This is a genomic window from Acinetobacter sp. SWAC5, from assembly GCF_003419885.1.
Taxonomy (GTDB): Bacteria; Pseudomonadota; Gammaproteobacteria; order Pseudomonadales; family Moraxellaceae; genus Acinetobacter; species Acinetobacter cumulans.
Genome location: NZ_QUWR01000001.1, coordinates 24697 through 51205, shown reverse-complemented (window position 1 = coordinate 51205; position 26509 = coordinate 24697). Strand labels below are relative to the sequence as shown.

The following is a 26509-nucleotide window of genomic DNA, read 5'->3' as shown; positions in this document are numbered from 1 at the left end:
CAAACACTACACACTGTATAAATGCATTAACATCTAGTGAAAACCTGTAAAGCATAAATGTATCCGTCGAGCACAGTCAAATGTACTCAAGGTGATACTTTATCTGAACATTAAAATAAGCGTTTAGGGCGTGTTGTATCTTGTGTATCTATGGTCATTTCATGTTCATCTTTTAAGTGCACACCCGATAAGCCCAGTTGTTTAGATTTGTTCATCAGCCCCAATAAGCGCTGTATGGCAAGCTGTGTAGATAAACCTGCAGGGCGCACATTAGAAATACAATTACGCATCGCATCATGACAGCCACGCCGTGCTTGCCAAGTATAGTAAATCCCCATGCTGTCAGGTGAACTCAACCCAGGCCGCTCACCAATCAGCATAACCAACATATCTGCTTGTAAAATTTCGGCAATTTCATCGCCCAATGCAACACGACTGCCAGTCGCAATGACAAAAGGTGCTACACGCCATTGCGCCTGCTGACAACTTGCATAAAACTGCTGCATAAAATACGGCGCGTTATCTTCTATGGCTCGTGCAGACAGACCATCTCCCGCCACAATCACCACATCATAAGTATTGGGGTTTGACTGCACATAATCTTTGAGTAACTGACGTGAAGCCTCTGATAGTTCCCGCCCTAAATCAGGCCGTTTTAGGTAAAGATCTTTATCCTGTGCGCAGCTTTCGACTTGCAAAACCTCATTATTCACCACAGTGAGTTGCAATCGTAACCCCTCTATATCTAGGGGTTTTAACACAGCATCCTTTGCTTGGGCATGTGCCAACTGAAATGCTAAAGAAGGCTGTGTAGGTAAACTCCCTCCCACACGTCCTAATGCAATACGTGCATCAGTAAACTGTTTTAGGCGTTCCCACGCGTTGGCCTCAACACGTGTTTGAAACTGAAGATCTGCTGATAATTTCATTCGCTTCAACTCCCTTTAAGAGCGCAACAGTCGTGCAAATTGATCTGGCATTTGGCTTGGCCAATTCAATTGCTGTGCTTGTTGCTTCAATATACCTTGTTGCTCTAACCAGACTGCAAATTCTGGCGCGGGCTCTAAGCCCAACAGCTGTCGAATATATAAAGCATCATGAAATGACGTGGTTTGATAATTCAGCATCACATCATCTGAACCCGGAATGCCCATCATAAAATTAAGGCCTGCATTGGCCAGTAAAGTCAGTAACACATCCATATCATCTTGATCAGCATCAGCATGGTTTGTGTAACAAATATCACAGCCCATCGGCACACCCAGTAATTTTCCGCAAAAATGGTCTTCTAAGCCTGCACGTATAATCTGTTTACCATTGTACAAATACTCAGGCCCAATAAAGCCCACCACGGTATTGACCAAAAAGGGTTTGTACTTTCTTGCCACGGCATAAGCACGTGCTTCTAAAGTTTGTTGATCCACCCCAAAATGGCTGTTGCTTGATAAGGCACTGCCTTGCCCTGTTTCAAAATACATTACGTTCTGCCCAACGGTGCCACGTTTCAGGCTCAATGCCGCCTCATAACCTTCTTGTAACATGGCAAGATCAATACCAAAGCCTGTATTGGCACTTTGCGTTCCTGCAATGGACTGAAACATTAAATCCACAGGTACATTTTGGTTCGCCAGCTGTATGCCTGAGCTCACATGCGTGAGTACGCAAGACTGGGTCGGAATGTCATATTCTTGGATAATATAATCCATCAGCTTGAGCAGCTCTGACAGGTTCTGCACATTATCTGTTGCTGGGTTAATGCCAATAACGGCATCGCCATTGCCATACATCAGTCCATCTAAAATACTGGCAGAAATCCCCAATACATCATCTGTGGGGTGATTGGGTTGTAAGCGCGTCGATAAATGTCCTTCTAAACCAATCGTATTACGAAATTTTGTGATCACTCGGCATTTTTTGGCAACCAAAATAAGATCTTGATTACGCATGATCTTACTGACCGCTGCCACCATCTCAGGAGTCAGCCCGAGTTGTAGCGCCTGTAGTTTTTCAGTCGTGGCATCTGCACTTAATAACCAATCGCGAAAATCTCCTACGGTAAAATGTGAAATAGGATAAAACGCGACAGCATCATGCTCATCCATAATTAAACGTGTCACTTCATCACGGTCATAATCGACCAACGCCTCATTTAAAAACTGCTTTAATGGCACATCTGCTAAACACATTTGTGCAGCCACTCGCTCTGTGGCATCCACTGCAGCTATACCTGCCAACTGATCGCCCGAACGTTCTGGCGTCGCCTTAGCCATTAAGGTTTTTAAATCGGCAAAAACATAATGATGATGTACCACATTCATTTGGTAGAGCATGTTTCCCTCCTAATTCCCTTTATCGCTATTTCAGCTCTTGTTCTGCTTGTTGAATATTTGCAAACTCTTCTTCAGGTGTACCCGCAACCAAGTGATGACGGCTATACAGTAAGAAATACAAGATAAATAACACGTAAATGGCAGCCGCCATCAACCAAACTTTAGGGTCTACGACGAAACCAGCCACTACAGCAATAGCCGCCAATAGCAAAGCAATACTTGCTGTCACTACACCGCCAGGTGCTTTATAAGGGCGCACCAAGTCTGCTTTTGAGGTCTTTAATTTAATATAAGACAGCATCATCAGCACATAAGAAATGGTTGCGCCAAACACAGCCATCAAGATAAGTAAATCACCTTCACCTGACAATGACATACAAAAACCAATCACACCCGGCACTATAATTGCCCAATGGGGAGCATGGTTTTTATTGGTCAAAGACAATTTTTTAGGGAGATAACCTGCACGAGACAAGGCAAAGATCTGACGTGAATAAGCGTAGATAATTGAGAAGAAACTTGCGATTAAACCTGCCAAGCCCACAAAGTTAACAAAACCTGCCAACCAAGTATTGGCGCCATAAACTGCTTTTAATGCATCGACCAACGGTGCGCCAGAGGCTTTTAATGCATCAGCACCGGCGGCACCAGGCCCTAAAAATAAAATACTAAGTGCAAAAAAAGCCAAAATCAGCATTGAGCCAATTAAGCCTCGAGGCAATGATTTTTCAGGCTCTTTGGCTTCTTCTGCTGCCAATGGCACACCTTCAACAGCCAAGAAGAACCAAATGGCATAAGGTACTGCTGCCCAAATCCCTAAATAGCCTAGTGGCAAGAAAGCACTTGCACCTGTAGCCTCTGTATGTACAGCAATATCAAATAAATTCGCGCTGTTAAATGCTGGCAACATAGCGAAAATAAATACCATAAGTGCGACAGCAGCCACTGCTGTAATCACAAACATGATCTTAAGTGCCTCACCCGCACCCTTTAAATGAATCCCCATAAACAGTAGATAACAGACCAAATAAATAATCCAACCACCAATACCAAATAAGGATTCACAATAAGCACCAATAAAGCAGGCAATAGCAGCAGGTGCGATTGCGTATTCAATCAGAATCGCAGTGCCCGTAAGATAGCCCCCCATCGGACCAAATGCAGTTCGGGCAAAACTATAACCACCACCTGCAGTTGGAAGCATGGTCGACATTTCCGACATACATAAGCACATACACAAATACATCAGCGCAACCACAACTGTGGCTATAAACATGCCACCCCAGCCACCTTGAGCAAGGCCGAAGTTCCATCCTGCAAAATCACCTGAAATGACGTAGGCCACCCCTAAGCCAACTAAAAGCAACCAGCCCACAGCCCCTTTTTTGAGTTGTCGTTGTGCAAAATAATCGGCTGTTTCTGCATGTGCTGTCGATGGTGCAACAGCAGATTTTAATTCAGACATAGGCACCTCTGATCTTATGTTTATTTTTCACTCAGTGATAAGCACAAGCTATACCAATTTTGAATTTTTAGTCAAATTTGCCTTGTTCTAATTTGTTATCTTATTCAAATTTATTGAGTTTTAAGTATTTTAGTACGCCCATCTGTCCATCAGGGAAAGTCTGCATTTCCAAAAGGAAATGAGCTATAATTATGCACTTCATTTTTTATGCACTGATTATTTATGGCGTATAGTCAACAAAGTGTAACGCTTGATCTTGACACTGACGTCACTCATCACTGTACATTACACTACACCCGTGATCAGCATCTGATTGGGATCATGGAATTTAATAAACCGAGCTTTCTGCTGAAATGGGGCGATTTAGAATATTTTCGTCGTCGTACAGAAGAGTTCTCGGTGATGCCTTTTCCGGAATGCATCAATGCGATGGTGATTGATATTCGCAATGTCTCAGCCTTCTTAGACAACGAGGTGCCGATCATTCCTTGGCGTTTATTAGAAGAAGAATGCCCCGTTCGCTTGGTTGTACCGCAAGACCGCTTAGACCATTATGCAGGTTTTTTTGAACCAACTTGGCTAACCACTGATGTGGAAACAGCTATTCAAGAAATTCGCGAATTTATGGATATGTTTGTGCATTAATACCTTGGCCATTTGAGCCTGTATTACATGTCTATAGCTCTTGATTCAAAATCAAAAACGGCGCTCAAAGCGCCGTTTTTATATGTATCATCATGATTAACGTTTTTTCAATTCATCACGAATTTCACGCAACAATTCAATATCTTCTGGTGTTGCTGCTGGAGCTGGCTCTTCCACTTTTTGACGACGAACTTTGTTCATCAATTTCACTAACCAGAACACAACCCATGCAAGCAATAGGAAGTTAATCAAAATGGTGAGGAAGTTACCATAAGCTAAAACATTTAAGCCTGCATCTTGCGCTGCTTTTAAAGTTGTCAGGTTATTTGGATTATCACCCAGTACAACGAACCAGTTTGAATAATCCACGTCACCACCAAGGATCCATGAAATCAATGGCATCACAATGTCTTTTACCATGGAATCGATAATTTTACCGAACGCACCACCGATGATCACACCGACAGCCAAGTCCATCACGTTGCCTTTTACGGCAAATTCTTTAAATTCTTGAATAATACTCATGTTATCTCCAGAAATTTTTTTCAGCTTTAATTTTGTGACGAAGTATACATTATATCTGTATAACTATTTCCACCTAATTTACTTGGTTTTTATTAGATTCTAAATGCCATGTATAAAAATTCACACAAAACATTTTTCTCTATATTAAAAAGGATTTATCAAAATTATGCATGTCAGATTAGATGAATAAACTCATTCAAGTTTTTCTTTTTTATTTAAAACATCCATGCATAAAAAAACCGCTAACCTAAGTCAGCGGTTTTTTTCGGAACGATAAAATTAACCGTTACGGTTACGTTTACGTTCGTTTTCAGTCAACCAACGTTTACGAATACGAATTGACTTAGGTGTTACTTCAACTAACTCGTCATCTTCAATGAATTCAAGTGCTTGTTCAAGCGTAAATTCAATGTTAGGAACAAGTGTTAACGCATCATCAGTACCAGAAGCACGTACGTTTGTTAACTGTTTCGCTTTAGTTGGGTTTACAGTCATGTCGTCTGAACGTGAGTTAATACCAACGATCATACCTTCATAAACTTCTAACTGTGGTTTAGCGAATAGACGACCACGGTCTTGAAGTGTAAACAATGCATAGCCCAAGCAAGTACCTTGAACCATAGAAATCAATACACCGTTTTGACGTTTCGCAACAGTACCTTGTTTCATTGGACCGTAGTGCGAGAAGCTTGAAGTCATGATACCTGTACCTGAAGTCATTGTTAAGAATTCAGAACGGAAACCAATCAAGCCACGTGAAGGAACAGTTGCTTCAATACGGATACGGCCTTTACCGTCAACTTCCATATTTGTCATTTCACCTTTACGGTGACCCATTTGTTCCATTACAGAACCTTGGTGCTGTTCTTCAACGTCAAACGTTACGTTTTCGTAAGGTTCTTGTTTTTCACCATCTATTTCTTTCAAGATTACTTGTGGACGAGATACGCCCATTTCGAAACCTTCACGACGCATGTTTTCAATAAGTACTGAAAGGTGAAGTTCACCACGACCAGATACTTTGAAACGGTCTGGACTGTCAGTATCTTCAACACGTAGTGCTACGTTGTGAATCAATTCGCGGTCAAGACGTTCACGAATATTACGTGAAGTTACGAATTTACCTTCTTTACCAGCAAACGGTGAGTTGTTTACTTGGAAAGTCATCGATACTGTAGGTTCGTCTACAGAAAGCGCTGGAAGAGCTTCAACTGCTTTAGGATCACAGATTGTGTCAGAGATATGAAGTTCATCAATACCCGTTACACAAACAATGTCACCAGCAGAAGCTGATTCAACATCGATACGCTCTAAACCATGGTAACCCATGATTTTTAAGATACGACCGTTACGTGTTTTACCGTCTTTGTCGATTACAGTTACAGGAGTGTTTAATTTCACTGAACCACGTTGAATACGACCAACACCGATAACACCTACGAAGCTGTTATAGTCAAGTGAAGACACTTGCATTTGGAATGGACCATCAACGTCAACCGCTGGTGGTTCAACGATGTCTACAATTGTTTCGAACAATGGAGTCATGTCTTCAGCAAGTTCTTCTGGAGATGGACCAGCCACACCACGAAGACCTGAAGCATATACAACTGGGAAGTCTAACTGTTCGTCAGAACCACCAAGGTTGTCGAACAAATCGAATACTTGGTCAATTACCCAGTCTGGACGAGCGTTTGGCTTGTCGACTTTGTTAATAATTACGATTGGTTTCAAACCACGTGCGAACGCTTTTTGCGTTACAAAACGAGTTTGTGGCATTGGGCCTTCTTGAGAGTCAACAAGAAGAAGTACGCAGTCAACCATTGACATTACACGTTCAACTTCGCCACCGAAGTCGGCGTGTCCCGGGGTATCCACGATATTGATACGGTATTCAGTGTTAGTACGCTTGTCTAACCATTTGATTGCAGTGTTTTTTGCAAGAATGGTAATACCACGTTCGCTTTCAATAGCGCCCGAATCCATTACACGTTCGATCTCGCCTGCGCGATCGCCAAGAGCACCTGATTGTTGTAAAAGTTTGTCAACTAGAGTTGTTTTACCATGGTCGACGTGCGCGATGATGGCAATGTTACGGAGAGTTTTAATATCTGACATGTGTATTCGATACGCCTAAAGTTTGAGGGCAAATTATACAGAAAAAATATAGATTTTAGTAGTGACAGTTTATTGACATGATCAATTTTTTTCGCCATACGGCCCCTTTTAATTTTGTAAAGGGATGTAAACAGATTAGAATAGCGCCACCTAGCCTTAATTTGCTGTACCTTATGTCTGATTTGAACCAATCTCCTGACCCTAAAGATCAACTCGATTTAGTCTATGGACTCGAAGATCGACCAAAACCATTCGTCGCTTTTTTAGCGGCCTTCCAACATTTATTGGCCATTATTGTCCCTATCGTGACGCCTGGCCTCTTAATCTGTTTGGCTTTAGGTGTGTCTAAAGAAGACACGAATATGATTTTATCGATGTCTCTGGTCATTTCAGGCATCGCAACTTTCCTTCAATGTAAAAAAGTTGGCCCTTTTGGTGCAGGTCTTTTAATCGTTCAAGGTACAAGCTTTAACTTTATTGGCCCAATTATTGGTATTGGTTCAGCAATGGTGGCTGCGGGCACGCCTGTAGAAGCAGTGATGGCTTCTATTTTTGGTGTGGTGATTGCAGGTGCATTCATTGAAATGGGCGTATCACAAATTTTACCGTGGATTAAAAAACTAATCACGCCACTGGTTACAGGTATTGTGGTTCTGCTTATTGGCTTAACCTTAATCAAAGAAGGTTTAATTTCAATGGGTGGTGGTTATCAAGCCATGGGCGATAAAACCTTTGCCAATGCAGATAATCTCATCATGTCATGCACGGTATTGGCTTTAATTATTTTACTCAACCGTGTACGTATTACATGGGTAAAAAGCTCAGCGATTTTAATCGCACTTGTGGTGGGTTACATCCTTGCAGGCTTTATGGGGCACTTAAACTTTGATGGTTTAAAAGATGCACCACTGGTACAAATTCCAACACCAATGCACTTTGGCTTAAGCTTCTCTTGGAGCTTATTTATTCCAATGGCATTTATTTACCTTGTAACTTCGTTAGAAGCCATTGGTGATATTACCGCAACTTCAAAATTATCAAACCAACCTGTAAATGGCCCACAGTGGATGCAGCGCATTAAAGGCGGTGTCCTCGTTAACGGTGCTAACTCATTCCTTGCAGGTATTTTCAACACTTTCCCAAGCTCTGTGTTTGCGCAAAATAATGGTGTCATTCAATTGACTGGTGTTGCAAGTCGCTATGTAGGTATTTGGATTGCTGCTTTATTGGTGATTTTAGGCTTACTTCCTGCTGTTGCAGGCGTAATCCAAGCTGTCCCACAGGCCGTACTCGGTGGTGCAGTTATGGTGATGTTTGGTGCTGTTGCTGCTTCAGGGATTAATATCCTCTCTGGGATTCAGTTAGATCGTCGTGCATTATTAATCATCGCGATTTCTTTAGCGCTCGGCTTAGGTGTTGCTCAAGTACCACAAATTCTTGAACACTTGCCTGAACTCATTCGCAACATTTTTAGTTCTGGTGTTGCAACTGGCGGTATTGCTGCCCTTGTATTGAATATTATTCTTCCTGAAGTGAAGAAATAATTCATTTTGCTCAAGCACCGTCAAGCGTTATCCCTTGGCGGTGCTTTTGTTATGGAGAAATAAAATGATTCCTCAAAGTGAAGTTGTAATTCGTCAGGAAGCGTTTCTTGATGGTCGCGTATTGTTCGTAAATGCACCAACAGATGACTTGCTCAGTAATTTAGCTTCAAACATCAATGCCAGTGTTTGGACTTGGAATTTTAACGATTTTCAATATTTTCAAGCCCGTCAAGCAACTGTACATTTTGGTGTTGAACTCCCTCAAGGCGCGTTTGATCAAGCCATCGTTTTTGTTCCTAAATCTAAAGAATTACTCAATTATATTCTGCATAACCTTGCGAGTCGTTTAAGCCTAGGTGCTTCGATCTTCTTAGTGGGTGAGAAAAAAGGTGGCGTTGAACGTGCATCTAAACAGCTTCTTCCTTATGGTAAAACCCTTAAGCTAGACAGCGCACGCCATTGCCAAATGTGGCAAACGGTACTAGAAAAAAATACCACAGCCAAAGCATTGGAAGATTGGGCACAACGCTATACCGTACCAACACCACAAGGCGATTTAAACATTTGTGCATTACCTGGTGTATTTAGCCAAAATCGTTTAGATGTGGGTACAGCTGTGTTCTTACCTTACCTATCTAAAGTAAGCTCTGGCAAAATTGCAGACTTTGGTTGTGGCGCTGGAGTTATTAGTGCTTATTTGGCCAAATTAAATCCAAAAAACCGCATCTTTGCGATGGATGTCGACGCCTTTGCTCTTGCTTCGACTAAAATGACTTTTGAAGAAAATTCTCTTGTTCCAGAACAACTTGAGATCAAGGCGGTTAGTGGCATAGAAGATGCACCACTGTTTTTACACGCAATCGTCAGTAATCCACCCTTTCATCAAGGGATTCAAACCGACTACAATGCCAGTGAAAATTTATGCAAAACTGCACGACGTCATCTCAAGTCGGATGGCGAACTGTGGATTGTTGCCAACCGTTTTTTAAATTATCCCGTTTTAATTGAACAAAGTTTTGGTCAGTGTATTACCAAGGCTGATCAACAAGGCTTTAAAGTGCTCTTCGCTAGCACTCAAAAAAAATCTTAAGGAATAACGATGAGCGAAACGAATCAACAGGCGCAACTCAAGCGTAAGCTTGGCGCCCGCCATCTAAATATGATTGCCATTGGTGGCTCTATTGGTACAGGTTTATTCCTTGCTTCTGGTGCAACCATTGCGAATGCTGGTCCAGGTGGTGCACTACTGGCCTATTGCTTAATTGGGGTAATGATTTATTTCCTCATGACCAGCTTAGGTGAGCTTGCAACACATAACCCAACTTCAGGTGCTTTCTTCACATACGGCACCAAGTATGTAGAAAGTGGTTTCGGCTTTGCTTTGGGCTGGAACTACTGGTACAACTGGGCAATTACCGTTGCATTCGAACTCGTTGCAGTTCAATTCATTATGAAATTTTGGTTCCCAGATATACCAGGATTTTATTGGAGTGCGCTCTTCCTAGCGATCGTCTTCGGTATTAATGCCCTTACAGTCAAAGGTTTTGGTGAGTCTGAGTTTTTCTTCTCCTTAATTAAAGTGCTAGCGATTGTTGTGTTTATCATCATTGGTATTTTCATGATTGGTAAAATCATGTTAACCCCAGGTGTAGAAACATTTGCCAACTGGACTAAAGGTGAAGCACCGTTTGTGGGTGGTTTGTCTGCTCTTATTGGTGTTGCCATGATTGCTGGATTCTCCTTCCAAGGTACAGAAATGGTCGGAGTTGCAGCAGGTGAATCTAAAGATCCAAAGAAAACAATTCCAGTAGCAATCAAGCAAATTTTCTGGCGTATCTTATTGTTTTATGTGGTGTGTATTTTCATTATTGGCACGCTCGTTTCATACGATGACCCACTGCTTTTACAAGCAGCATCTAGTGAAAATATTGCACTTTCACCATTTACGTTGTTGTATGAAAAAGCAGGCTTTGCTTTTGCAGCCTCTGTAATGAATGCTGTGATTTTAACTGCAATCTTATCTGCAGGTAACTCTGGCATGTATTCATCAACACGTATGCTGTTTGATATGGCAAAAAATGGCAGTGCGCCAAAAGCCTTCTCAAAATTGGACCGCCGTGGTGTACCAATGAATGCGCTTTATGCAACCACTGCAATTGCTGCTCTATGCTTCTTGACCACATTTATTGGTGAGCAAGCTGTATTCAACTGGCTTTTAAATATGTCTGGTATGTGTGGCTTTATTGTCTGGTTAGGCATTGCGATTTCACACTACCGCTTCCGCAAAGGGTACGTACACCAAGGCTATAAGCTTGAAGATCTGGCTTACCGCGCTAAATTCTTCCCGTTTGCACCATGGTTTGCTTTCATTTTGTGTGCAATTGTCGTTCTCGGTCAAAACTACCAAGCAGTACTTGACGGTGACATCTTAGCAGTCATTTCAACGTATATTGGTATTTTCTTATTCCTAGCAATTTGGCTGGGCTATAAGTGGAAATACAAAGCAAAAATGGTTTCATATCAAGACATGGATGTACGTCCAATGAATGTTGATAAAGACGCCTAAAAGTTAACCCCAAAAAAAGCTACACTCCGGTGTAGCTTTTTTTATTTGTAATCACAATCAAAAAGAAAACTGCGGTCCCTACTTATTAAGTATTCCGACACCAAAATCAGTACATTCATGGTTTCGCCAATATACAAGCAACTTAACTCAATTTAATATCAGCTAATTTTGAACCATCAATCACAATCGCCTGACGACAAATTCCTTCTGCTTTACGTCTTTTTTCAAAAGTTCGTGCAGATAAAGTCGTAAAATTATCAAAAAAACAAATTTCACGGCTATTCATTGAATACACCAAAGAATGGTGTCCCACCCCTTCAACAGTATCGTAATACACAATTACAAAGTAACCCTGATCGATCTTTTCTTTAATTTGCTCATAGCTTAAAGCAGCTTGAATTGGAATATTGAGTTGCTTGGCTTCTTGATAGTATTCAATTTCTTTAGGTTGCTTATCTGGATCTGGTGCCGTATGAAAACTGGTTTTACAACCTAACTTTTGCAATGCCAATGCTAAACCGATACTAAATGCCCCTTCGCCATCATAGCCAGTAATTTTAACCAACCGCTGTATGTCTGCCTGTATCCCATAGTGCTGTAGCACCATCCACACAGCATAAACTCCACTATTAGATTTTAGCTTTAATAAAGCCTCTGGTATCTTCAAGCCCATAGCAACTCGCAGTCAATTGATTTCTTTATCTTCATACAGGCTTATTCTAACAAACTCAGCAAAATTCGCCCCCATAAAAAAAGCAGCCTTTCGGCTGCTTTTTTTAAACTCAATTCAATAAATAATTATTGAATCTTATTTAGCTACAACAGTACGGCTACCAGAAATCGTAGCGAATACGCGACGGTTCATAGCACGGCCTTCTTTAGTTTTGTTGTCAGCAATCGGTTGATCCCAAGCGAAACCTTGAGTAGACAAGCGAGCTGCATCTACGTTGTATTCGTTAACAAGTGCTGTTTTAACAGAGTTAGCACGAGCTAAAGAAAGACGTTCGTTAAGTGCACGTGGACCAGTGTTGTCTGTGTGACCTTCGATACGAGCAGTAGCGTTTGGATACTCAGAAAGTTTCTCAGCTACTTTAGCGATTTCTGGTTTGTATTGATCTTTGATGTTTGATTTGTTTGTATCAAAGAACACACGAAGTTCCATGTTAAGGTCTTCAGTCAACTCTTGTGGAGCTGGTTGAACTGGAGCTACAGGAGCTACAGGAGCAACTTCAACTACAGGAGCAGCTGGTTTCAAGTGACCACCAAGAACTACGTTAAGACCAGCTAAAGCTGTGTAGTTCCAGAAATCTTCGTCGATGTTGTAAGTAGCACGAGCTTCTGTACGAAGAGATAGAACGTCATTTAAGCGCCAGAAAGCACCAACACCTGCGTTACCCAAAGTACCTTCGTCTTTAAGACCAGCACCAGTGTATTTGTAGTGACCAGCACCTAACAATACGTATGGCTTAACTTTGCTATCGTAGTCTTTAGTGATCAAATCAGAAGTAGCATAGAAGTTACCGTTGATTTGAGTTTGCTTGTATTCTGCACCAGCAGCAACACCAGCACCTTCAACGTCGCCTTTAACTTGGTTGTATTCAGCTTCGAAACCTAACCATGGAGTCAATTCAACGCCAAGCGCTGCGCCAACGAATAAATCGTCTTGAAGTTCAGCACCGCCAGTTAAGTGGTCTTTAGCGCTATTGTTGTGCTGAGTGTCTTGGAATGTGTAACCAAGCATTAATGGAGTAACAGTTACGCCTGCATTTGCAGCTGCTAAAGGAGCAGCTACGAGCATTGCTAAAGCAATACGACTCATTTTCATGGATTTATCCTCCAGAGATAACAATTGTTGTTCAAGCCTAAAAATACCGGCATCCTGAGATAGGCTTTCTAATACCCCAGTTTTATTTTTTAAGCTATTCACGCCGAATCATACAAACACTTCAATGGTTTTCCAAGTGCTTGATTAGTCTAATCAAGTAAATTATTGACAAAATTACTTACAATTTCCGTTGTAATTCGGTAATTTTTTACTCAATTTATTCTTGTGAATCGCTTATTTTTCACTTGCTAAATATTTTAGCAGTTTTATTAAAACTTGAGTAATAAAAATTTTTGCTCAACTCAAAAATGTGTTGAAGCACATTATTAATAACATGAATTAATAAAAATAAATACCAAATACAAGGTTCAATCCAATGTTTTTTATAGTAAAAAATGGTTTCACACAATTAGAACTCATCGTGTGCGTGGCAATTATTTGTATCATTTCAAGCTATGCATTACCCGCATTCCAACGGCATCAAGCCATGCAAGAAATGCAACTCACAGCAAAGAAAATACAAACATTTAGTCGTCAAGCTAAAAATTTTGCCTCCATTCAAAATTCCAATATTGTGATCTGTCCGAGTGAAAATTTCACTCAATGTCAGCCGAGCAAATGGAGCACTGGCTTTGTAATCTTTGTCGATAACAATAAAAATCGACAAATTGATAGTACAGAAAACATTCTGCATCAGGAAAAACTCAACCTTAAATACAGCACTCTCGATTGGCATGGCACGCTCAGCATTCCGAGCCTAACCTTTCAGGCCACAACAGGAATGCCTATTGGTTCTAACGGAAGTTTTTTCCATTGCTCACTGATCGATTTGCCTCATCAAAAAATCATCATGAGTAAAATGGGCCATGTACGGCTAGAAAATATCAACAGTTGTTAGAACTGGTGGGTCTAAAGTTCTGGCACAAAGGTCATTTTCTCCACGGCTTTTTTTTATATACTGCTGTGGGTTTAACTATTTTAATAAAACAGATTCGGAGAAATCACAATGACTGACATCGTAATTGTTAATGGTGCGCGTACCGCAATGGGTGGCTTTCAAGGAAGCTTAGCAAGTGTAACAGCACCTACTTTAGGTGCAGCTTCAATTAAAGAAGCAATTGCTCGCTCAGGCTTACAAGCAACAGATATCGAAGAAGTCATTATGGGCTGTGTGCTTCCTGCAGGCTTAAAACAAGGCCCTGCGCGTCAAGCGATGCGTTTAGCTGGTCTGCCTGATTCGACTGGCGCAGTCACCATTAATAAATTGTGTGGTTCTGGCATGAAAGCTGTGATGCAAGCAGCAGACATGATTAAAGCTGGCTCTGCACAGTTTGTAGTTGCTGGTGGTATGGAATCCATGACCAATGCACCTTATGTGCTACCTAAAGCACGTGCTGGCTTCCGTATGGGCCATGGCGAAATCAAAGATCACATGTTCCTTGATGGTCTTGAAGATGCTGAGACTGGTCGTTTAATGGGTTCATTTGCACAAGACATGGCCAACAGCAAAGGCTATACACGTGAACAGATGGATAACTTTGCCATTCGTTCTTTAAAGCGTGCGCAAACAGCAATTACTGAAGGTTATTTTGCAGATGAAATTGTGCCTGTAACTGTGAGTACGCGTAAAGGCGATGTAGTTATTGATAAAGATGAACAACCATTCAATGCCAATATCGACAAAATTCCAACATTACGCCCTGCTTTTGCTAAAGATGGCACCATTACTGCTGCCAATGCGAGCTCTATCTCTGACGGTGCTTCAGCATTAGTTTTAACCTCTGCAGAACAAGCTACAGCAAAGGGCTTAAACCCTTTAGCTAAAATTGTTGCGTATGCTTCAAATTCACAGCATCCATCTGAATTTACCATTGCTCCTGTGGGCGCGATTCAAAAGGTATTAAATGCTACAGGTTGGGACGCTCAAGACGTTGACCTTTGGGAAATTAATGAAGCCTTTGCTATGGTGACGATGTGCCCAATGGATGAGTTCAAACTGGATGCAGAAAAAGTGAATATTAATGGTGGTGCATGTGCACTTGGCCACCCTGTGGGTTCTACAGGCTCACGCATTATTTTAACTTTAATACATGCCCTTAAGCGTACTGGCGGTAAACGCGGTATTGCTGCGCTGTGTATTGGTGGCGGTGAAGCAACTGCTGTCGCGATTGAAGTACTTTAAGACTTTAAGGCACTCCTTTTAAAAGAATTTAGGTAGATGAATAACATCGCTTTAGTTCCTTATTAATGGATAACTTAAAGTCCTATATCAATCTTCACTCACAAAAAATCTGTATAAAATCCTCCGTAATGGGGGATTTTTTAATCCGATCTTCAAATCAAAATTTCTTATCGTCATTTTAATAAAGCTTGCATGCTAGCAATTACAATTTTGAACACAGCAATCACATTGGCTTAAGAATTTAAGCTTAATCTTAAGTGACCACAACAACAAAAAACGCGGTGCTCACATGCAACTCAATCATTATTTAAACTTTAAAGGTAATACTGAAGCGGCATTTAATTTTTATAAGTCTGTCTTTGGTGGCGAGTTTTTATTTGTTATGCGTTATAGCGATGTGCCCACACAAGAAGGTCAATCCCCTTTATCTGAGGCAGACCGTCAAAAAATTATGCATATTTCTCTTCCGATTAATGAACATACCGTTTTAATGGCCTCAGATATTAGCGAACAATTTTGTGCTCAAACCAATAAAGCATTTACCGTAGGCACCAATCATTATATTTCGATTAATCTAGATGCCAGTGAACAAGATGAGGCAAAACGACTGTTTGATGCACTTGCCGTCAATGGCACAGTTGAAATGGCTTTGAGTCCAACATTCTGGGGGGCATTATATGGTGCACTCACCGATCAATTTGGCATTCAATGGATGATCAATTGCCAATTAGAAACTGCGTAATTGAGGTCAGCATCTCAGCTCATTCGACACAAAAAAGCGACCCAATGAAAGGTCGCTTTTTTTATACGGTGACCATGTCATTTTATGCAAATTGATCTAACCGAAAAGATGTCATTGTCAGTGATCCACCCACTGCTTTGGCATTAAATAAACTCAACTCGTCTTTGTCTTCTTGTAAAGCCAGTGCATAGATCATTGGATAATAATGATCAGGCGTTGGAATGGCGAGTTTAAAAGCCGTGCCTTGTTTATCCCAATCAATGAGTGCTTGGTGATTACGCGCTAACAAAAAACTCTGCATTTTCTGGTCTGCTTCGAGCGCCCAATCAAAACCATATTCATGGTTGATTTTATCAAAGGCAACTCGACCCAAGTTATGAACCAAATTACCACTCGCAACAATCAACACCCCTTTACGGCGCAGCCCCGCAAGCTGTTTTGCCAAATCATAATGATATTGTGCACCTTGGCTATAATCGATGCTCAACTGCACCACAGGAATATTGGCGTCAGGAAAAACGTGACATAACACTGCCCAAGTGCCGTGATCTAGGCCCCACTCATGGTCATGATGAATATCAATGCTTTGGATTGCATCGACAGTTGCATCGACCAAAGCTTGATTACCTGACGCAGGATATTGCATATCAAATAAAGCTTGTGGAAAGCCACCAAAATCATGAATGGTACGTGGCATTTGCATCGCAGTGACCGCTGTACCACCTTGAGTCAACCAATGCGCTGAAATACATAATATGGCCGTTGGTGGGGTTTCTAAAGTCGCCCCTACTCTATTCCATTCACGTGTAAATTCATTGTCTTGAATGGCATTCATGGGTGAACCATGCCCTAGAAACAAAACAGGCATAGCTGCAGTGTGTGGAAGTGTTGCATTCCAATTTTTGAGAAGAGATAAATCGCCTGTTTGCATGTGCATGATATTCACCTATGTGATGGATATTTTTATTATGCAAAGTTCATACATGTCCCGATAGTCTGTTTACGTCACTACAACATTGCAAAAATAGAACGCTGGAGCTAAATAAGGCAAATTGATCATATAGCGAAGTGCTGAGATTCACCCATCCATTACTAAAATTTCTATTTGCATTTAATTTGGCCAAAAAAAAGCTGAACCTCAGTCCAGCTTTTTCAGTTACTTAATTTAATTAAGCACCTGTTTGATAATGTGCTTGCGGTACAGCCGTTGAAGCTTGGTAAGGATGAGTAAAGTCACCCAAACCAGCAGCAGCTTCATGAATATCTTTGCCTTCTTTGATCACAAAAGTGTCAAAGCCTGCACGCTTCATGTAATTTAATACATCTTTAAATACATCACCTGTGGCACGAAGTTCACCTTGGTAGCCTTGGCGACGTAACAATGCAGCAAATGAATAACCACGACCATCATTAAAGCCTGCAAAATCAATAAAAATTGCATCAAGTTGATCTAGCGGAAATTCATTAGTTTCAGGAGAAGCATCCACCGTTAAGAACAATGCTTTTTTGCCCGTTACATTTGCAATCTGATCTAACTGCTCAACAGTCAATAGCACATCACCTTGTGGTAATACGCCATCTTCTGCAATGATTTGATAGCTATTGTCTGCAATTGTGCCATCTTTAGAGAGCACTTGTAGTGCGGTATTAAGCATAAGCACGCTCCTTAAATGGTTGAATGCCAACACGGCGATAGGTATCAATAAAGTCTTCACCTTCCGCACGAAGATCAAGATAGGTATTTAAGATTTCTTCGACAACATCAGGTACGCGATCCGCTGCAAATGATGGCCCTAAGATGTCACCAATCGATGCATCATGATCAGCATTACCGCCAAGCGTGATTTGGTAGAATTCAGCGCCTTTTTTGTCTACACCTAAAATACCAATATTACCAACGTGGTGATGACCACATGCATTCATACAACCTGAAATATTCAGATCAAGCTTGCCAAGGTTATAAATCGTATCTAGGTCATCAAAACGACGAGAGATCGCTTCAGAAATTGGAATTGATTTCGCATTGGCCAATGAACAGAAGTCACCGCCTGGGCAGCAGATAATGTCAGTAATAAAACCAATATGCGCACGCGCCAAATCCTTTGAATCCAATACTTGCCAAAGTTCAAACAAATCTTTTTGTGGAACGTCTACCAACGCAATATTTTGTTCATGCGTTGTACGTAACTCACCAAATGTGTACTTGTCTGCAAGATCTGCAATCAAGTTCATTTCTTCAGTGGTCACATCACCTGGTGCAATGCCAGCACGTTTAAGTGAAATCGTTACGATGCGGTAACCTTTTACTTTATGTGCATTGGTGTTGATGTTGAACCATTGTTTGAATTTTGGATATTCAGCAAATTTTGCAGTGAAATCTTCATCTGCATAATCTTGGTAATTAAATGGCGTAAAGTTCGCATCCATTTTTGCCAAAGTGGCAGCATCAATTTTTAATGTTTTGATGGTATGTGCAAATTCAGCTTCAACTTTTTCTGCAAATACTTCTGGCGTTAATGCTTTTACCAAAATTTTGATACGTGCTTTGTACTTGTTATCACGGCGACCGTGTAAGTTGTAAACACGTAGTACAGCTTCTAAGTACGCAATTAAATCTTCACGAGGTAAGAAGTCACGAATAAAGCTACCAATAATTGGGGTACGACCTAAACCACCGCCCACTTTAATTTTATAGCCCATCTCGCCTGCTTCATTACGCACGATGTAAACACCGATGTCATGAAAAGCTGTTGCAGCACGGTCAATTTCTTCAAGTGCAGATACTGCAATTTTGAACTTACGTGGTAAGAAAGCAAATTCTGGGTGGAAGGTTGACCATTGACGAATCAATTCACACGTTGCACGTGGATCTTCGATTTCGCCTGCAACCACACCTGCATATTGGTCTGTTGTCGTGTTACGAATACAGTTACCAGAGGTTTGAATGGCATGCATTTGTACTGATGCCAACTCTTCTAACATATCTGGCACATTTTCAAGCGCTGGCCAGTTAAATTGGAAGTTTTGACGTGTTGAAACGTGTGCATAACCACGGTCATACGCTGTTGCAAGTGAAGCAATTTTACGCAGTTGCGTCGAGTTCATTAAACCATAAGGCACAGCAACACGGAGCATGGGTGCATAGCGCTGCACATATAAACCATTTTGCAGACGAAGCGGACGATATTCGTCTTCTGTCAATTTACCTGCTAAATAACGTTCCGTTTGGTCACGGAACTGTGCAACACGTTCATTAATCAGTTGCTGATCAAAATCAGTATATAAATACATGGCGTACAGCTAGTAGTTTCTATTATAACGATGCACAGAATAACGAGATTTGATCTATCAAGAAAATGCGTTTTTTACATATTTAATAGCGATTTTATTGATAAGACTATCTCAATATCATTGATATAGGCACTTTCAGGTCATTTGTAATTGCTTTTTTTAATATTGATTATTTTATTTAATCTTTAGCATTTTTTTATCATAAAGAAAAGCCCACGATGTAGGCTTTTAATTAAAGAGGATGTTAATTGCAATCAACCACAGCATGCATTCATCTATGATCATTCACTAATCGTCAGCTGTAGACTTAAACCAAGTGCCAGCATCAAGTGCTTGTCCAATATATTGATAACTGGCCTGAGAACGTGAAAATTTAATTGGACAGGCCAACTGTGGCTCGGTTTCTACGGCCTCAGCATTTAAGGGAACATTAACCACCCAATTCCGCGTAGCTGCCAAAGGTGAATTTAAAGCCTCTTGCAAAGATAATACGGGTTCTACACATACATCCAAGTTTTGAAACAATGCTTGCCACACTGCAAATGGCTCAGATGCAAATTTGTCGCGTAGCGCTTGTTTCACTTCTGCTCGGTCAGCCTGATCAAATGATGCTCCCTTCTGTAAAAGCACGGGTAGTTCGAGCGCCTGCCCTAAAGCCAGCATAAATTGGGGCTCTAAACTACCCACTGCAAAATAGCGCCCGTCTTGCGTTGGGTAATAGTCATAAAATGTTGCTCCATTCAAATGCGTTTGCTCGGCTTCGGCATGCTCACCACCAGCCAAACTACTGGCTGCCGCCATATTGTTTAATGCCACAGCACAATCAGTCATAGAAATATCAATATACTGTCCTATACCGCTTTGATAGCGCTCAATGACTGCAGCCAATATTCCCATAACAGCATGCATAGAACCGCCTGCAACATCGGCAACTTGTATGCCGAGTGGCGGTGGCCCACTCTGCTGACGGCCACTGTATCCCGCGATTCCAGACAAGGCTAAATAATTAATATCATGACCAGCTTTATCTTTATAAAGTCCGGTTTGCCCATAGCCTGTAATTGAGCAGTAAATCAATTTAGGATTAATCTGTGCCAAAGTTGCATAGTCCAAACCTAAGCGTTGCATAACGCCTGGGCGGAATTGCTCAACCACAATATCGACCTCTAATATTTTTTGATACAGCAATGCAATACTGTTTGGGTCTTTTAAATCGAGTGCGATCGATTGCTTGTTTCTGTTTAAATAACTATGTGCCACAGCCTGCCCATTTGCATAAGGTGGCATCAAACGAACCAAGTCTGGACGCGTAGGTGATTCAATATGCACAACCTCTGCGCCCAGATCGGCCAAATACAAAGTGGCGAATGGACCAGGTAGAAGTGTGGAAAAATCAAGAACTTTCAAGCCTTTTAGGGGTGCTGACATTGGAGTTTTTACTCTGTTTATGTTGATTTTTTATGCATATTAGAAATATAAATGATACAAAACAATGTCATGTTCAGCCATTTACCTTGATAGTTTCGGCAATTTACCATGTAAAAATGGTATTTTCGCTGTTGTAAATTGCCATATTTAATTTTTTAAGTGTCAGTTAGGTCAAAATTTGTGAACATTAAAGAGCCTGAAGGAATCAACATGAGCCGCGATACGATCAGTATCCATTTCGTCAATGCTGCTTTGTCTGGTGTAAAACGCTTAGGCATGGATGTCGAAACTTTATTGTCTCACGTCGGAATTGAAGCCGAACTACTGCGCCAACCCAAAGCGCGTATTTCTCCAGAACAGTACACGCGTTTTATCAAAATGTTGTGGATGGTGACGCAAGACGAACACGTCGGTTTTGATATTCAGCCACGTCGTTTAGGTACTTTTGCCATCATGTGTCAGCTGATTATTCATGCCAAAACATTGGGTGATGCATTAGAGCTGTCTTCTCAGTTTTATAAATTATTTGGTGATGAATGGTCGGTAACCTTAGAACGCGATAAGCACGAAGCGCGTTTGGTGCCACTCATCCCAAAATCTATGGACCCTGATCATTTTATTACTGAAAGTATGCTCATGATTTGGCATGGCTTGGCGTCTTGGTTGATTGAGCGTCGTCTGCCTTTAGAGCGTGTACATTTCGGCTATAGCCGCCCAGAACATGCGGATGAATATGATGCGCTTTTCTTTGCGCCCGTAATGCAGTTTGATACGCCACGTACTGAAATCACCTTTGCTGCGGATTATTTAGATCTTCCAATTCGTCAAAACGAAGAATCTTTAGAAGAATTCTTAAAAGCTGCCCCTGCACAACTGCTGGTGAAATTTAAAAATACCAACTCACTTACTTCACGTATTCGTGAAGTGCTGAAGAGCCAAATTGGCGAAGAAATGCCAACATTGAACGATGTTGCCTCAATGTTATATCTTTCACCTCAAACATTGCGTCGCCGTCTAGCAGCCGAAGGTAAAAGCTATCAAGGTGTAAAAGATGCACTGCGCCGTGATGCCGCGATTCACCTATTGCTAAACCCTGCTTTAACTTTAGAAGATGTGGCACAGCAAGTTGGCTTTAGTGAAACCAGTACTTTCCACCGTGCATTTAAGAAGTGGACAGGTGTAACACCAGGCCTTTACCGTCAACTGCATGGTTATCACTAAGTCGAAATGAGACTTTTTGACTAATTTACTGTCTTATACTTCTCTGTGATTCATTTAGCCCAAGCACTCTGCTTGGGCTTTTGCATTGTATTAAAACAAACTCAACGATACTTTAAGCTAGGACTGAAACAAAAGTGCCTCTATGCCAAGAGAATAAATCGGTAAGTTCAATTGAGTAAGTTGTGCCTGCGTGTACCACGTCGCTTGATACTCATCGCCATTCGACTCTATACCTTTAATCATTGCCTGAGCATACATACGCTGATCTATAAATACAGCAGAATATACAAACACAATTTCATGACCTGCTTTTCCATCAAACGTAAAAATATTTTCGAGTACATCGAGATATTTCAGCTGGGTAATTTCTTGCTGAATTTCTTCCTGCACTTCTCTGCGGATGCTATCAGCAGCGCGTTCTCCGAACTCAATTCCGCCACCGATGGGCATTAAATAATGCTCGTTCTTTGTTGGGTCATAGGCTTGAGCTAAAAGAACCTGCTCTTGATGTCTAAATAAACAAATCACTTTTGCACGTATGTGGCTCATTGATCACTCCTACAGAAGGCGCAATATCTTAATACAGACAAATCAAAAAATTAAAATTAATTCAGGCACACATTTGAATACTTGTTTTAGCTACAAGAGACAAAATCAAACTGGCAAAAAATCACATCTGACCTGACCCGTTCTTGTCATTGCACTCATCCAAATTATCCGTACACTCAAAAAACCAATAAAAATTTATACATCAAAGAGACAGGATTATGAGCGAGGCTTACATCATTGATGCCATTCGCACACCGCGCGGAAAAGGTAAAAAAGATGGTTCACTGCATGCCGTTAAACCGATTAGCCTGCTGACCGGTTTATTAAACGAATTACAAAACCGCCATCAGTTTGACACTGCTGCAGTTGACGACATTGTATTGGGCTGTGTGACCCCAATTGGTGACCAAGGCGCAGACATTGCCAAAACCGCAGCCATTGCAGCAGGTTGGGATAATGATGTGGCAGGCGTTCAAATCAACCGTTTTTGTGCCTCAGGTTTAGAAGCAGTCAATATGGCTGCGCAAAAGGTGCGTTCTGGCTGGGAAGACCTTGTGGTAGCTGGTGGTGTAGAGTCGATGTCTCGTGTGCCGATGGGCAGTGACGGCGGTCCTTGGGCGCTCGACCCTGAAACCAATATGGCTTGTGATTTTATTCCGCAAGGCATTGGAGCCGATTTAATTGCCACCATTGACGGCTATAGCCGTGCAGATGTGGATGCCTTTGCGGCCAACTCTCAGCAAAAAGCAGCGGCAGCACAAGCCAAGGGTTATTTTGACAAGTCTGTCGTTCCGGTTAAAGACAAAGCAGGCGTCACTGTTTTAGCTAAAGATGAATTTATTAAACCAACGACCACAGCAGAAGGCTTAGGCAAGCTCAACCCAAGTTTTGCCATGATGGGTCAAATGGGCTTTGATGCGATTGCATTGCAAAAATACCCTGAAGTGGGTGCGGTCAACCATGTACACCATGCAGGAAACTCATCGGGCATTGTCGATGGTGCTGCCGTGGTATTGCTTGCCTCTGAAAAAGCGGTCAAAGAACAAGGCCTAAAACCACGTGCCAAAGTGCTTGCAACTGCATTAGTGGGCGCAGACCCGACCATTATGCTGACTGGCCCTGCACCTGCTGCACGTAAAGCCTTAGCCAAAGCAGGCCTAACCATTGATGATATTGACCTGTTTGAAGTGAATGAAGCTTTTGCTGCAGTGGTGATGCGTTTTATTACCGAGCTCAACGTTGACCCTGCCAAAGTCAATGTGAATGGCGGCGCGATTGCATTAGGACATCCGCTAGGTGCAACAGGTGCCATGATTTTAGGAACCCTGATGGATGAACTAGAACGCCAAGGTAAAAAGCGCGGTTTAGCGACCTTGTGTGTAGGCGGCGGTATGGGCATCGCAACGATTATTGAGCTAGTTTAATTAACCGAACCGTACACAGCATTTGATACTTGGTATGTGTCATCCACAACCTGACCAAAAATTGAAAATAATGTTTCTGCGAACTTTTAGAAAAAAGACATTAGTTGACAGGTTTTGTGGATGACAAATGGTTTTCTTGCGGAGCATCGCTCCTCATTTTGCCGAATGAGAAATATATTTCGCAAGGTAGGTCGAACCTGAATGAAGCTAAAGCACTGCTTTAGCTGAAATGAAATAACCGTAATAAACAAATTTGGAAAGACTCCGTAGTGACTATGAATAATTTAAATCTCAAAAGTCACTAGCAACGTCATAAAAAATATTTGGATAAAATTTATGAGCGCAATTCAATTTGAAAAAAATGCCGACAATATCGTCATTTTAACTTTAGATTCTCCAAACCAATCTGCCAACACCATGAATGCAGACTTCCGTGCTGCACTGGCTGAAACGGTAGACAAACTGCAAGCAGACGACAATATTACAGGGATCATTTTCCGCTCGAACAAAAAAACTTTCTTTGCTGGCGGTGATTTAGATGAGCTGATTCAAGCTACACCTGAACATGCAACTGAATTCTTCAATATGATTGAAGAGATGAAAGCCAAACTGCGTTATATCGAAACGCGCGGCATTCCAGTTGCCGCAGCTTTAAATGGCACAGCGCTTGGCGGCTGGGAGTTAGCTCTTGGCTGTCATTATCGTATTGCGCTGAATGATGCTAAGGCTAAATTTGGCTTACCAGAAGTGACCTTAGGCTTACTGCCGGGCGGTGGCGGTATTGTACGTATGGTACGTTTATTGGGTCTGCAAAATGCATTTCCACTCTTGATGGAAGGCAAACAAATTGGTGTCGAAAAAGCCAAATCATTGGGGCTGATTCAAGACACTGCAGATAGCTTTGAAGAATTAATGGACAAAGCCATTGCGTGGGTCAAAGCCAATCCAAAATCACAGCAGCCCTATGATGTAAAAGGCTATAAAATTCCGGGCGGCACACCATCGACTCCAACTGTGGCGCAAATGCTCGCCATTGCCCCTGCTATGCTGCGTGACAAAACCAAGGGCTGTTACCCTGCGCCTGAAGCCATTATGGCGGCTGCTGTTGAAGGCGCTCAAGTCGATGTCGATACGGCGCTCACCATTGAATCACGTTATTTTACTTACCTTGCAACTGGTCAAATTTCTAAAAACATGATCGGCACCTTTTGGCATGGTCTTAACGCCATTAAGTCAGGTGCAAGCCGTCCAAAAGACGTCGCGAAATGGCAAGCCACTAAAGTCGGCATTTTAGGCGCAGGCATGATGGGTGCAGGCATTGCTTATGCCACAGCATCAAAAGGCATTACAGTTGTACTCAAAGATGTTTCTCTTGAGGCTGCTGAAAAAGGCAAAGCCTATAGCCAAAAATTGCTAGATAAAAAAGTTTCTCAAGGTCGTTTAAGTGCAGAAAAACGTGATCAAGTTTTAGGACTGATTCATGCCACTGCAGATGCTGCCGATCTACAAGGCTGTGACTTGATCATTGAAGCTGTATTTGAAAATGTCGAATTGAAAGCCAAAGTGACACAAGAAGCAGAAGCCTATTTGGCAGATGGCGGCATTTTTGCATCAAACACCTCTACTTTGCCGATTTCAGGCTTAGCCAATGCATCTCAAGATCAAGCAAAATTTATCGGTCTGCATTTCTTTAGTCCTGTCGACAAAATGCAATTGGTCGAAATTATTAAAGGTAAAAACACTTCGGCTGAAACCTTAGCCAAAGCCTATGACTATGTACAGCAAATTGGCAAAACACCAATTGTAGTCAATGACAGTCGCGGCTTCTTTACCAGCCGTGTCTTTGGCACCTTTGTACAAGAAGGTTTGCGTCTGCTGTCTGAAGGCGTACACCCTGCCCGCATTGAAATGGCTGCACTAAAAGCAGGTATGCCTGTAGGCCCATTGGCCATTCAAGATGAAGTGTCTTTAACGTTATCTGAGCATGTTGCTGCTGAGACCCGTAAAGCCCTACAAGCTGAAGGCAAAGACTTGCCTCGCTCAGGTGCGGATGACGTTATTCAAACGATGATTCATGAGTTCGGACGTAAAGGTAAAGCAGCTGGTGCAGGTTTTTATGAATATCCTGAAGGCGGTAAAAAGCATCTCTGGGATGGATTAAGCAAATGGCAAAAGGATAGCAATATTTCTGAACAGGAAATGATTGACCGCTTCCTGTTTGTACAATCCCTCGATACGCTACGCTGCCTAGAAGAAGGCGTGCTTGAGTCAACAGTGGATGGCAATGTCGGGTCAATTTTCGGTATTGGCTTTGCCCCTTGGACAGGTGGCGCTTTGCAATTCCTAAACCAATATGGTTTGGAAAAAGCGCTATTACGTGCCAATACACTAGAAGCAAAATACGGCGAACGCTTTAAAGCGCCACAATTGCTGAAGGATAAAGTAGCAAAGGGTGAATTGATCTAAGCCATCCGTTTCATATTTAAAAAAGGAGCCAAGTGCTCCTTTTTTATTTTATATAGCCACACTAAAGCATTTTAAAGGCCGAATAAATTGCACTTCAGAGGAAAAATCTGATCTAGTGAGAACGATAGATCATAGATGCAGCATATTAAAAGAAAACAAATGCATAAAAAGGTCTAAATCTACTGCTTCAA

General features: G+C 41.7%; 22 protein-coding genes. 10 read left to right on the top strand and 12 right to left on the bottom strand.

Annotated elements, in window-relative coordinates; genetic code table 11:
• Positions 1-110 precede the first annotated feature (110 nt).
• Genes eutC through eat form a run of 3 tightly spaced genes read right to left on the bottom strand, consistent with a single transcriptional unit; the run spans position 111 to position 3795 of the window.
• Positions 111-929 (bottom strand): ethanolamine ammonia-lyase subunit EutC, encoded by an 819-nt coding sequence (gene eutC / locus DYI81_RS00275; protein ID WP_106985953.1) that lies wholly within the window; start codon positions 927-929, stop codon positions 111-113.
• A 15-nt stretch (positions 930-944) separates the two neighbouring features.
• Positions 945-2330 (bottom strand): ethanolamine ammonia-lyase subunit EutB, encoded by a 1386-nt coding sequence (locus DYI81_RS00270; protein ID WP_117006377.1) that lies wholly within the window; start codon positions 2328-2330, stop codon positions 945-947.
• A gap of 25 nt (positions 2331-2355) precedes the next feature.
• Positions 2356-3795 (bottom strand): ethanolamine permease, encoded by a 1440-nt coding sequence (gene eat, locus DYI81_RS00265; protein WP_117006376.1) that lies wholly within the window; start codon positions 3793-3795, stop codon positions 2356-2358.
• Positions 3796-4017: 222 nt separating this feature from the next.
• Here eat and DYI81_RS00260 point away from each other — a divergent pair, with 222 nt between their 5' ends.
• On the top strand, positions 4018-4440 hold the full coding sequence (locus DYI81_RS00260) for a hypothetical protein (RefSeq protein ID WP_106985950.1): 423 nt from the start codon (positions 4018-4020) through the stop codon (positions 4438-4440).
• A 96-nt stretch (positions 4441-4536) separates the two neighbouring features.
• On the opposite strand, the gene mscL is transcribed toward DYI81_RS00260, so the two are convergent.
• Positions 4537-4965, bottom strand: a complete 429-nt coding sequence (mscL, locus tag DYI81_RS00255) for a large conductance mechanosensitive channel protein MscL (RefSeq protein ID WP_106985949.1) — start codon at positions 4963-4965, stop codon at positions 4537-4539.
• A gap of 279 nt (positions 4966-5244) precedes the next feature.
• Positions 5245-7080: a translational GTPase TypA gene (typA, locus tag DYI81_RS00250; protein ID WP_117006375.1), complete on the bottom strand. Its 1836-nt coding sequence runs from the start codon at positions 7078-7080 to the stop codon at positions 5245-5247.
• 173 nt (positions 7081-7253) lie between these two features.
• Here typA and DYI81_RS00245 point away from each other — a divergent pair, with 173 nt between their 5' ends.
• The 3 genes from DYI81_RS00245 to DYI81_RS00235 all read left to right on the top strand — a co-directional run bounded on the left by DYI81_RS00245 (position 7254) and on the right by DYI81_RS00235 (position 11190).
• Positions 7254-8624, top strand: a complete 1371-nt coding sequence (locus tag DYI81_RS00245) for a uracil-xanthine permease family protein (protein ID WP_117006374.1) — start codon at positions 7254-7256, stop codon at positions 8622-8624.
• Positions 8625-8688: 64 nt separating this feature from the next.
• Positions 8689-9714, top strand: a complete 1026-nt coding sequence (locus DYI81_RS00240; protein ID WP_117006373.1) for a methyltransferase — start codon at positions 8689-8691, stop codon at positions 9712-9714.
• A gap of 9 nt (positions 9715-9723) precedes the next feature.
• Positions 9724-11190 carry an amino acid permease gene (locus DYI81_RS00235; RefSeq protein WP_106985945.1) on the top strand — a complete coding sequence of 489 codons (1467 nt, stop codon included), beginning with the start codon at positions 9724-9726 and terminating at the stop codon, positions 11188-11190.
• Between the two features lie 142 nt (positions 11191-11332).
• Here the strand turns inward: DYI81_RS00235 and DYI81_RS00230 are convergent, their stop codons facing one another.
• Together DYI81_RS00230 and omp38 are read right to left on the bottom strand one after the other, a co-directional pair.
• A complete protein-coding gene (locus DYI81_RS00230) occupies positions 11333-11863 on the bottom strand; it encodes a cysteine peptidase family C39 domain-containing protein (protein WP_106985944.1) in 531 nt (176 codons plus the stop codon).
• Between the two features lie 135 nt (positions 11864-11998).
• Positions 11999-13015: an outer membrane protein Omp38 gene (gene omp38 / locus DYI81_RS00225; protein WP_117006372.1), complete on the bottom strand. Its 1017-nt coding sequence runs from the start codon at positions 13013-13015 to the stop codon at positions 11999-12001.
• A gap of 376 nt (positions 13016-13391) precedes the next feature.
• On the opposite strand from omp38, the gene DYI81_RS00220 reads away from it, so the two are divergent.
• From DYI81_RS00220 to DYI81_RS00210, 3 genes are all read left to right on the top strand, one after another.
• The gene (locus DYI81_RS00220) at positions 13392-13913 is read left to right on the top strand and encodes a GspH/FimT family pseudopilin (protein WP_117006371.1); all 522 of its coding nucleotides are present in this window, start codon (positions 13392-13394) and stop codon (positions 13911-13913) included.
• A gap of 108 nt (positions 13914-14021) precedes the next feature.
• Positions 14022-15197 (top strand): thiolase family protein, encoded by a 1176-nt coding sequence (locus DYI81_RS00215; protein WP_117006370.1) that lies wholly within the window; start codon positions 14022-14024, stop codon positions 15195-15197.
• A gap of 289 nt (positions 15198-15486) precedes the next feature.
• Complete coding sequence (locus tag DYI81_RS00210) at positions 15487-15939, top strand: VOC family protein (protein ID WP_117006369.1); 453 nt, start codon at positions 15487-15489, stop codon at positions 15937-15939.
• Between the two features lie 82 nt (positions 15940-16021).
• On the opposite strand, the gene ygiD is transcribed toward DYI81_RS00210, so the two are convergent.
• From ygiD to DYI81_RS00190, 4 genes are all read right to left on the bottom strand, one after another.
• Entirely contained in the window at positions 16022-16876 is an 855-nt protein-coding gene (ygiD, locus tag DYI81_RS00205; protein WP_117006368.1) for a 4,5-DOPA dioxygenase extradiol, read from the bottom strand.
• Positions 16877-17108: 232 nt separating this feature from the next.
• Entirely contained in the window at positions 17109-17594 is a 486-nt protein-coding gene (locus DYI81_RS00200; protein WP_117006367.1) for a DUF934 domain-containing protein, read from the bottom strand.
• Positions 17587-19230, bottom strand: a complete 1644-nt coding sequence (locus DYI81_RS00195) for a nitrite/sulfite reductase (RefSeq protein ID WP_117006366.1) — start codon at positions 19228-19230, stop codon at positions 17587-17589. Before DYI81_RS00195 ends, DYI81_RS00200 begins: the two co-directional genes overlap by 8 nt.
• Positions 19231-19518: 288 nt before the next feature.
• A complete protein-coding gene (locus DYI81_RS00190) occupies positions 19519-20658 on the bottom strand; it encodes a CaiB/BaiF CoA-transferase family protein (RefSeq protein WP_117006365.1) in 1140 nt (379 codons plus the stop codon).
• Between the two features lie 210 nt (positions 20659-20868).
• Between DYI81_RS00190 and DYI81_RS00185 the strand changes: the two genes are divergently transcribed.
• Positions 20869-21879: an AraC family transcriptional regulator gene (locus tag DYI81_RS00185; RefSeq protein ID WP_117006364.1), complete on the top strand. Its 1011-nt coding sequence runs from the start codon at positions 20869-20871 to the stop codon at positions 21877-21879.
• A gap of 117 nt (positions 21880-21996) precedes the next feature.
• Here the strand turns inward: DYI81_RS00185 and DYI81_RS00180 are convergent, their stop codons facing one another.
• The gene (locus DYI81_RS00180) at positions 21997-22428 is read right to left on the bottom strand and encodes an NUDIX domain-containing protein (RefSeq protein WP_117006363.1); all 432 of its coding nucleotides are present in this window, start codon (positions 22426-22428) and stop codon (positions 21997-21999) included.
• A gap of 218 nt (positions 22429-22646) precedes the next feature.
• Between DYI81_RS00180 and DYI81_RS00175 the strand changes: the two genes are divergently transcribed.
• The gene (locus tag DYI81_RS00175) at positions 22647-23852 is read left to right on the top strand and encodes an acetyl-CoA C-acetyltransferase (RefSeq protein ID WP_117006362.1); all 1206 of its coding nucleotides are present in this window, start codon (positions 22647-22649) and stop codon (positions 23850-23852) included.
• A gap of 336 nt (positions 23853-24188) precedes the next feature.
• On the top strand, positions 24189-26318 hold the full coding sequence (locus DYI81_RS00170; RefSeq protein WP_117006361.1) for a 3-hydroxyacyl-CoA dehydrogenase NAD-binding domain-containing protein: 2130 nt from the start codon (positions 24189-24191) through the stop codon (positions 26316-26318).
• Positions 26319-26509 lie beyond the last annotated feature (191 nt).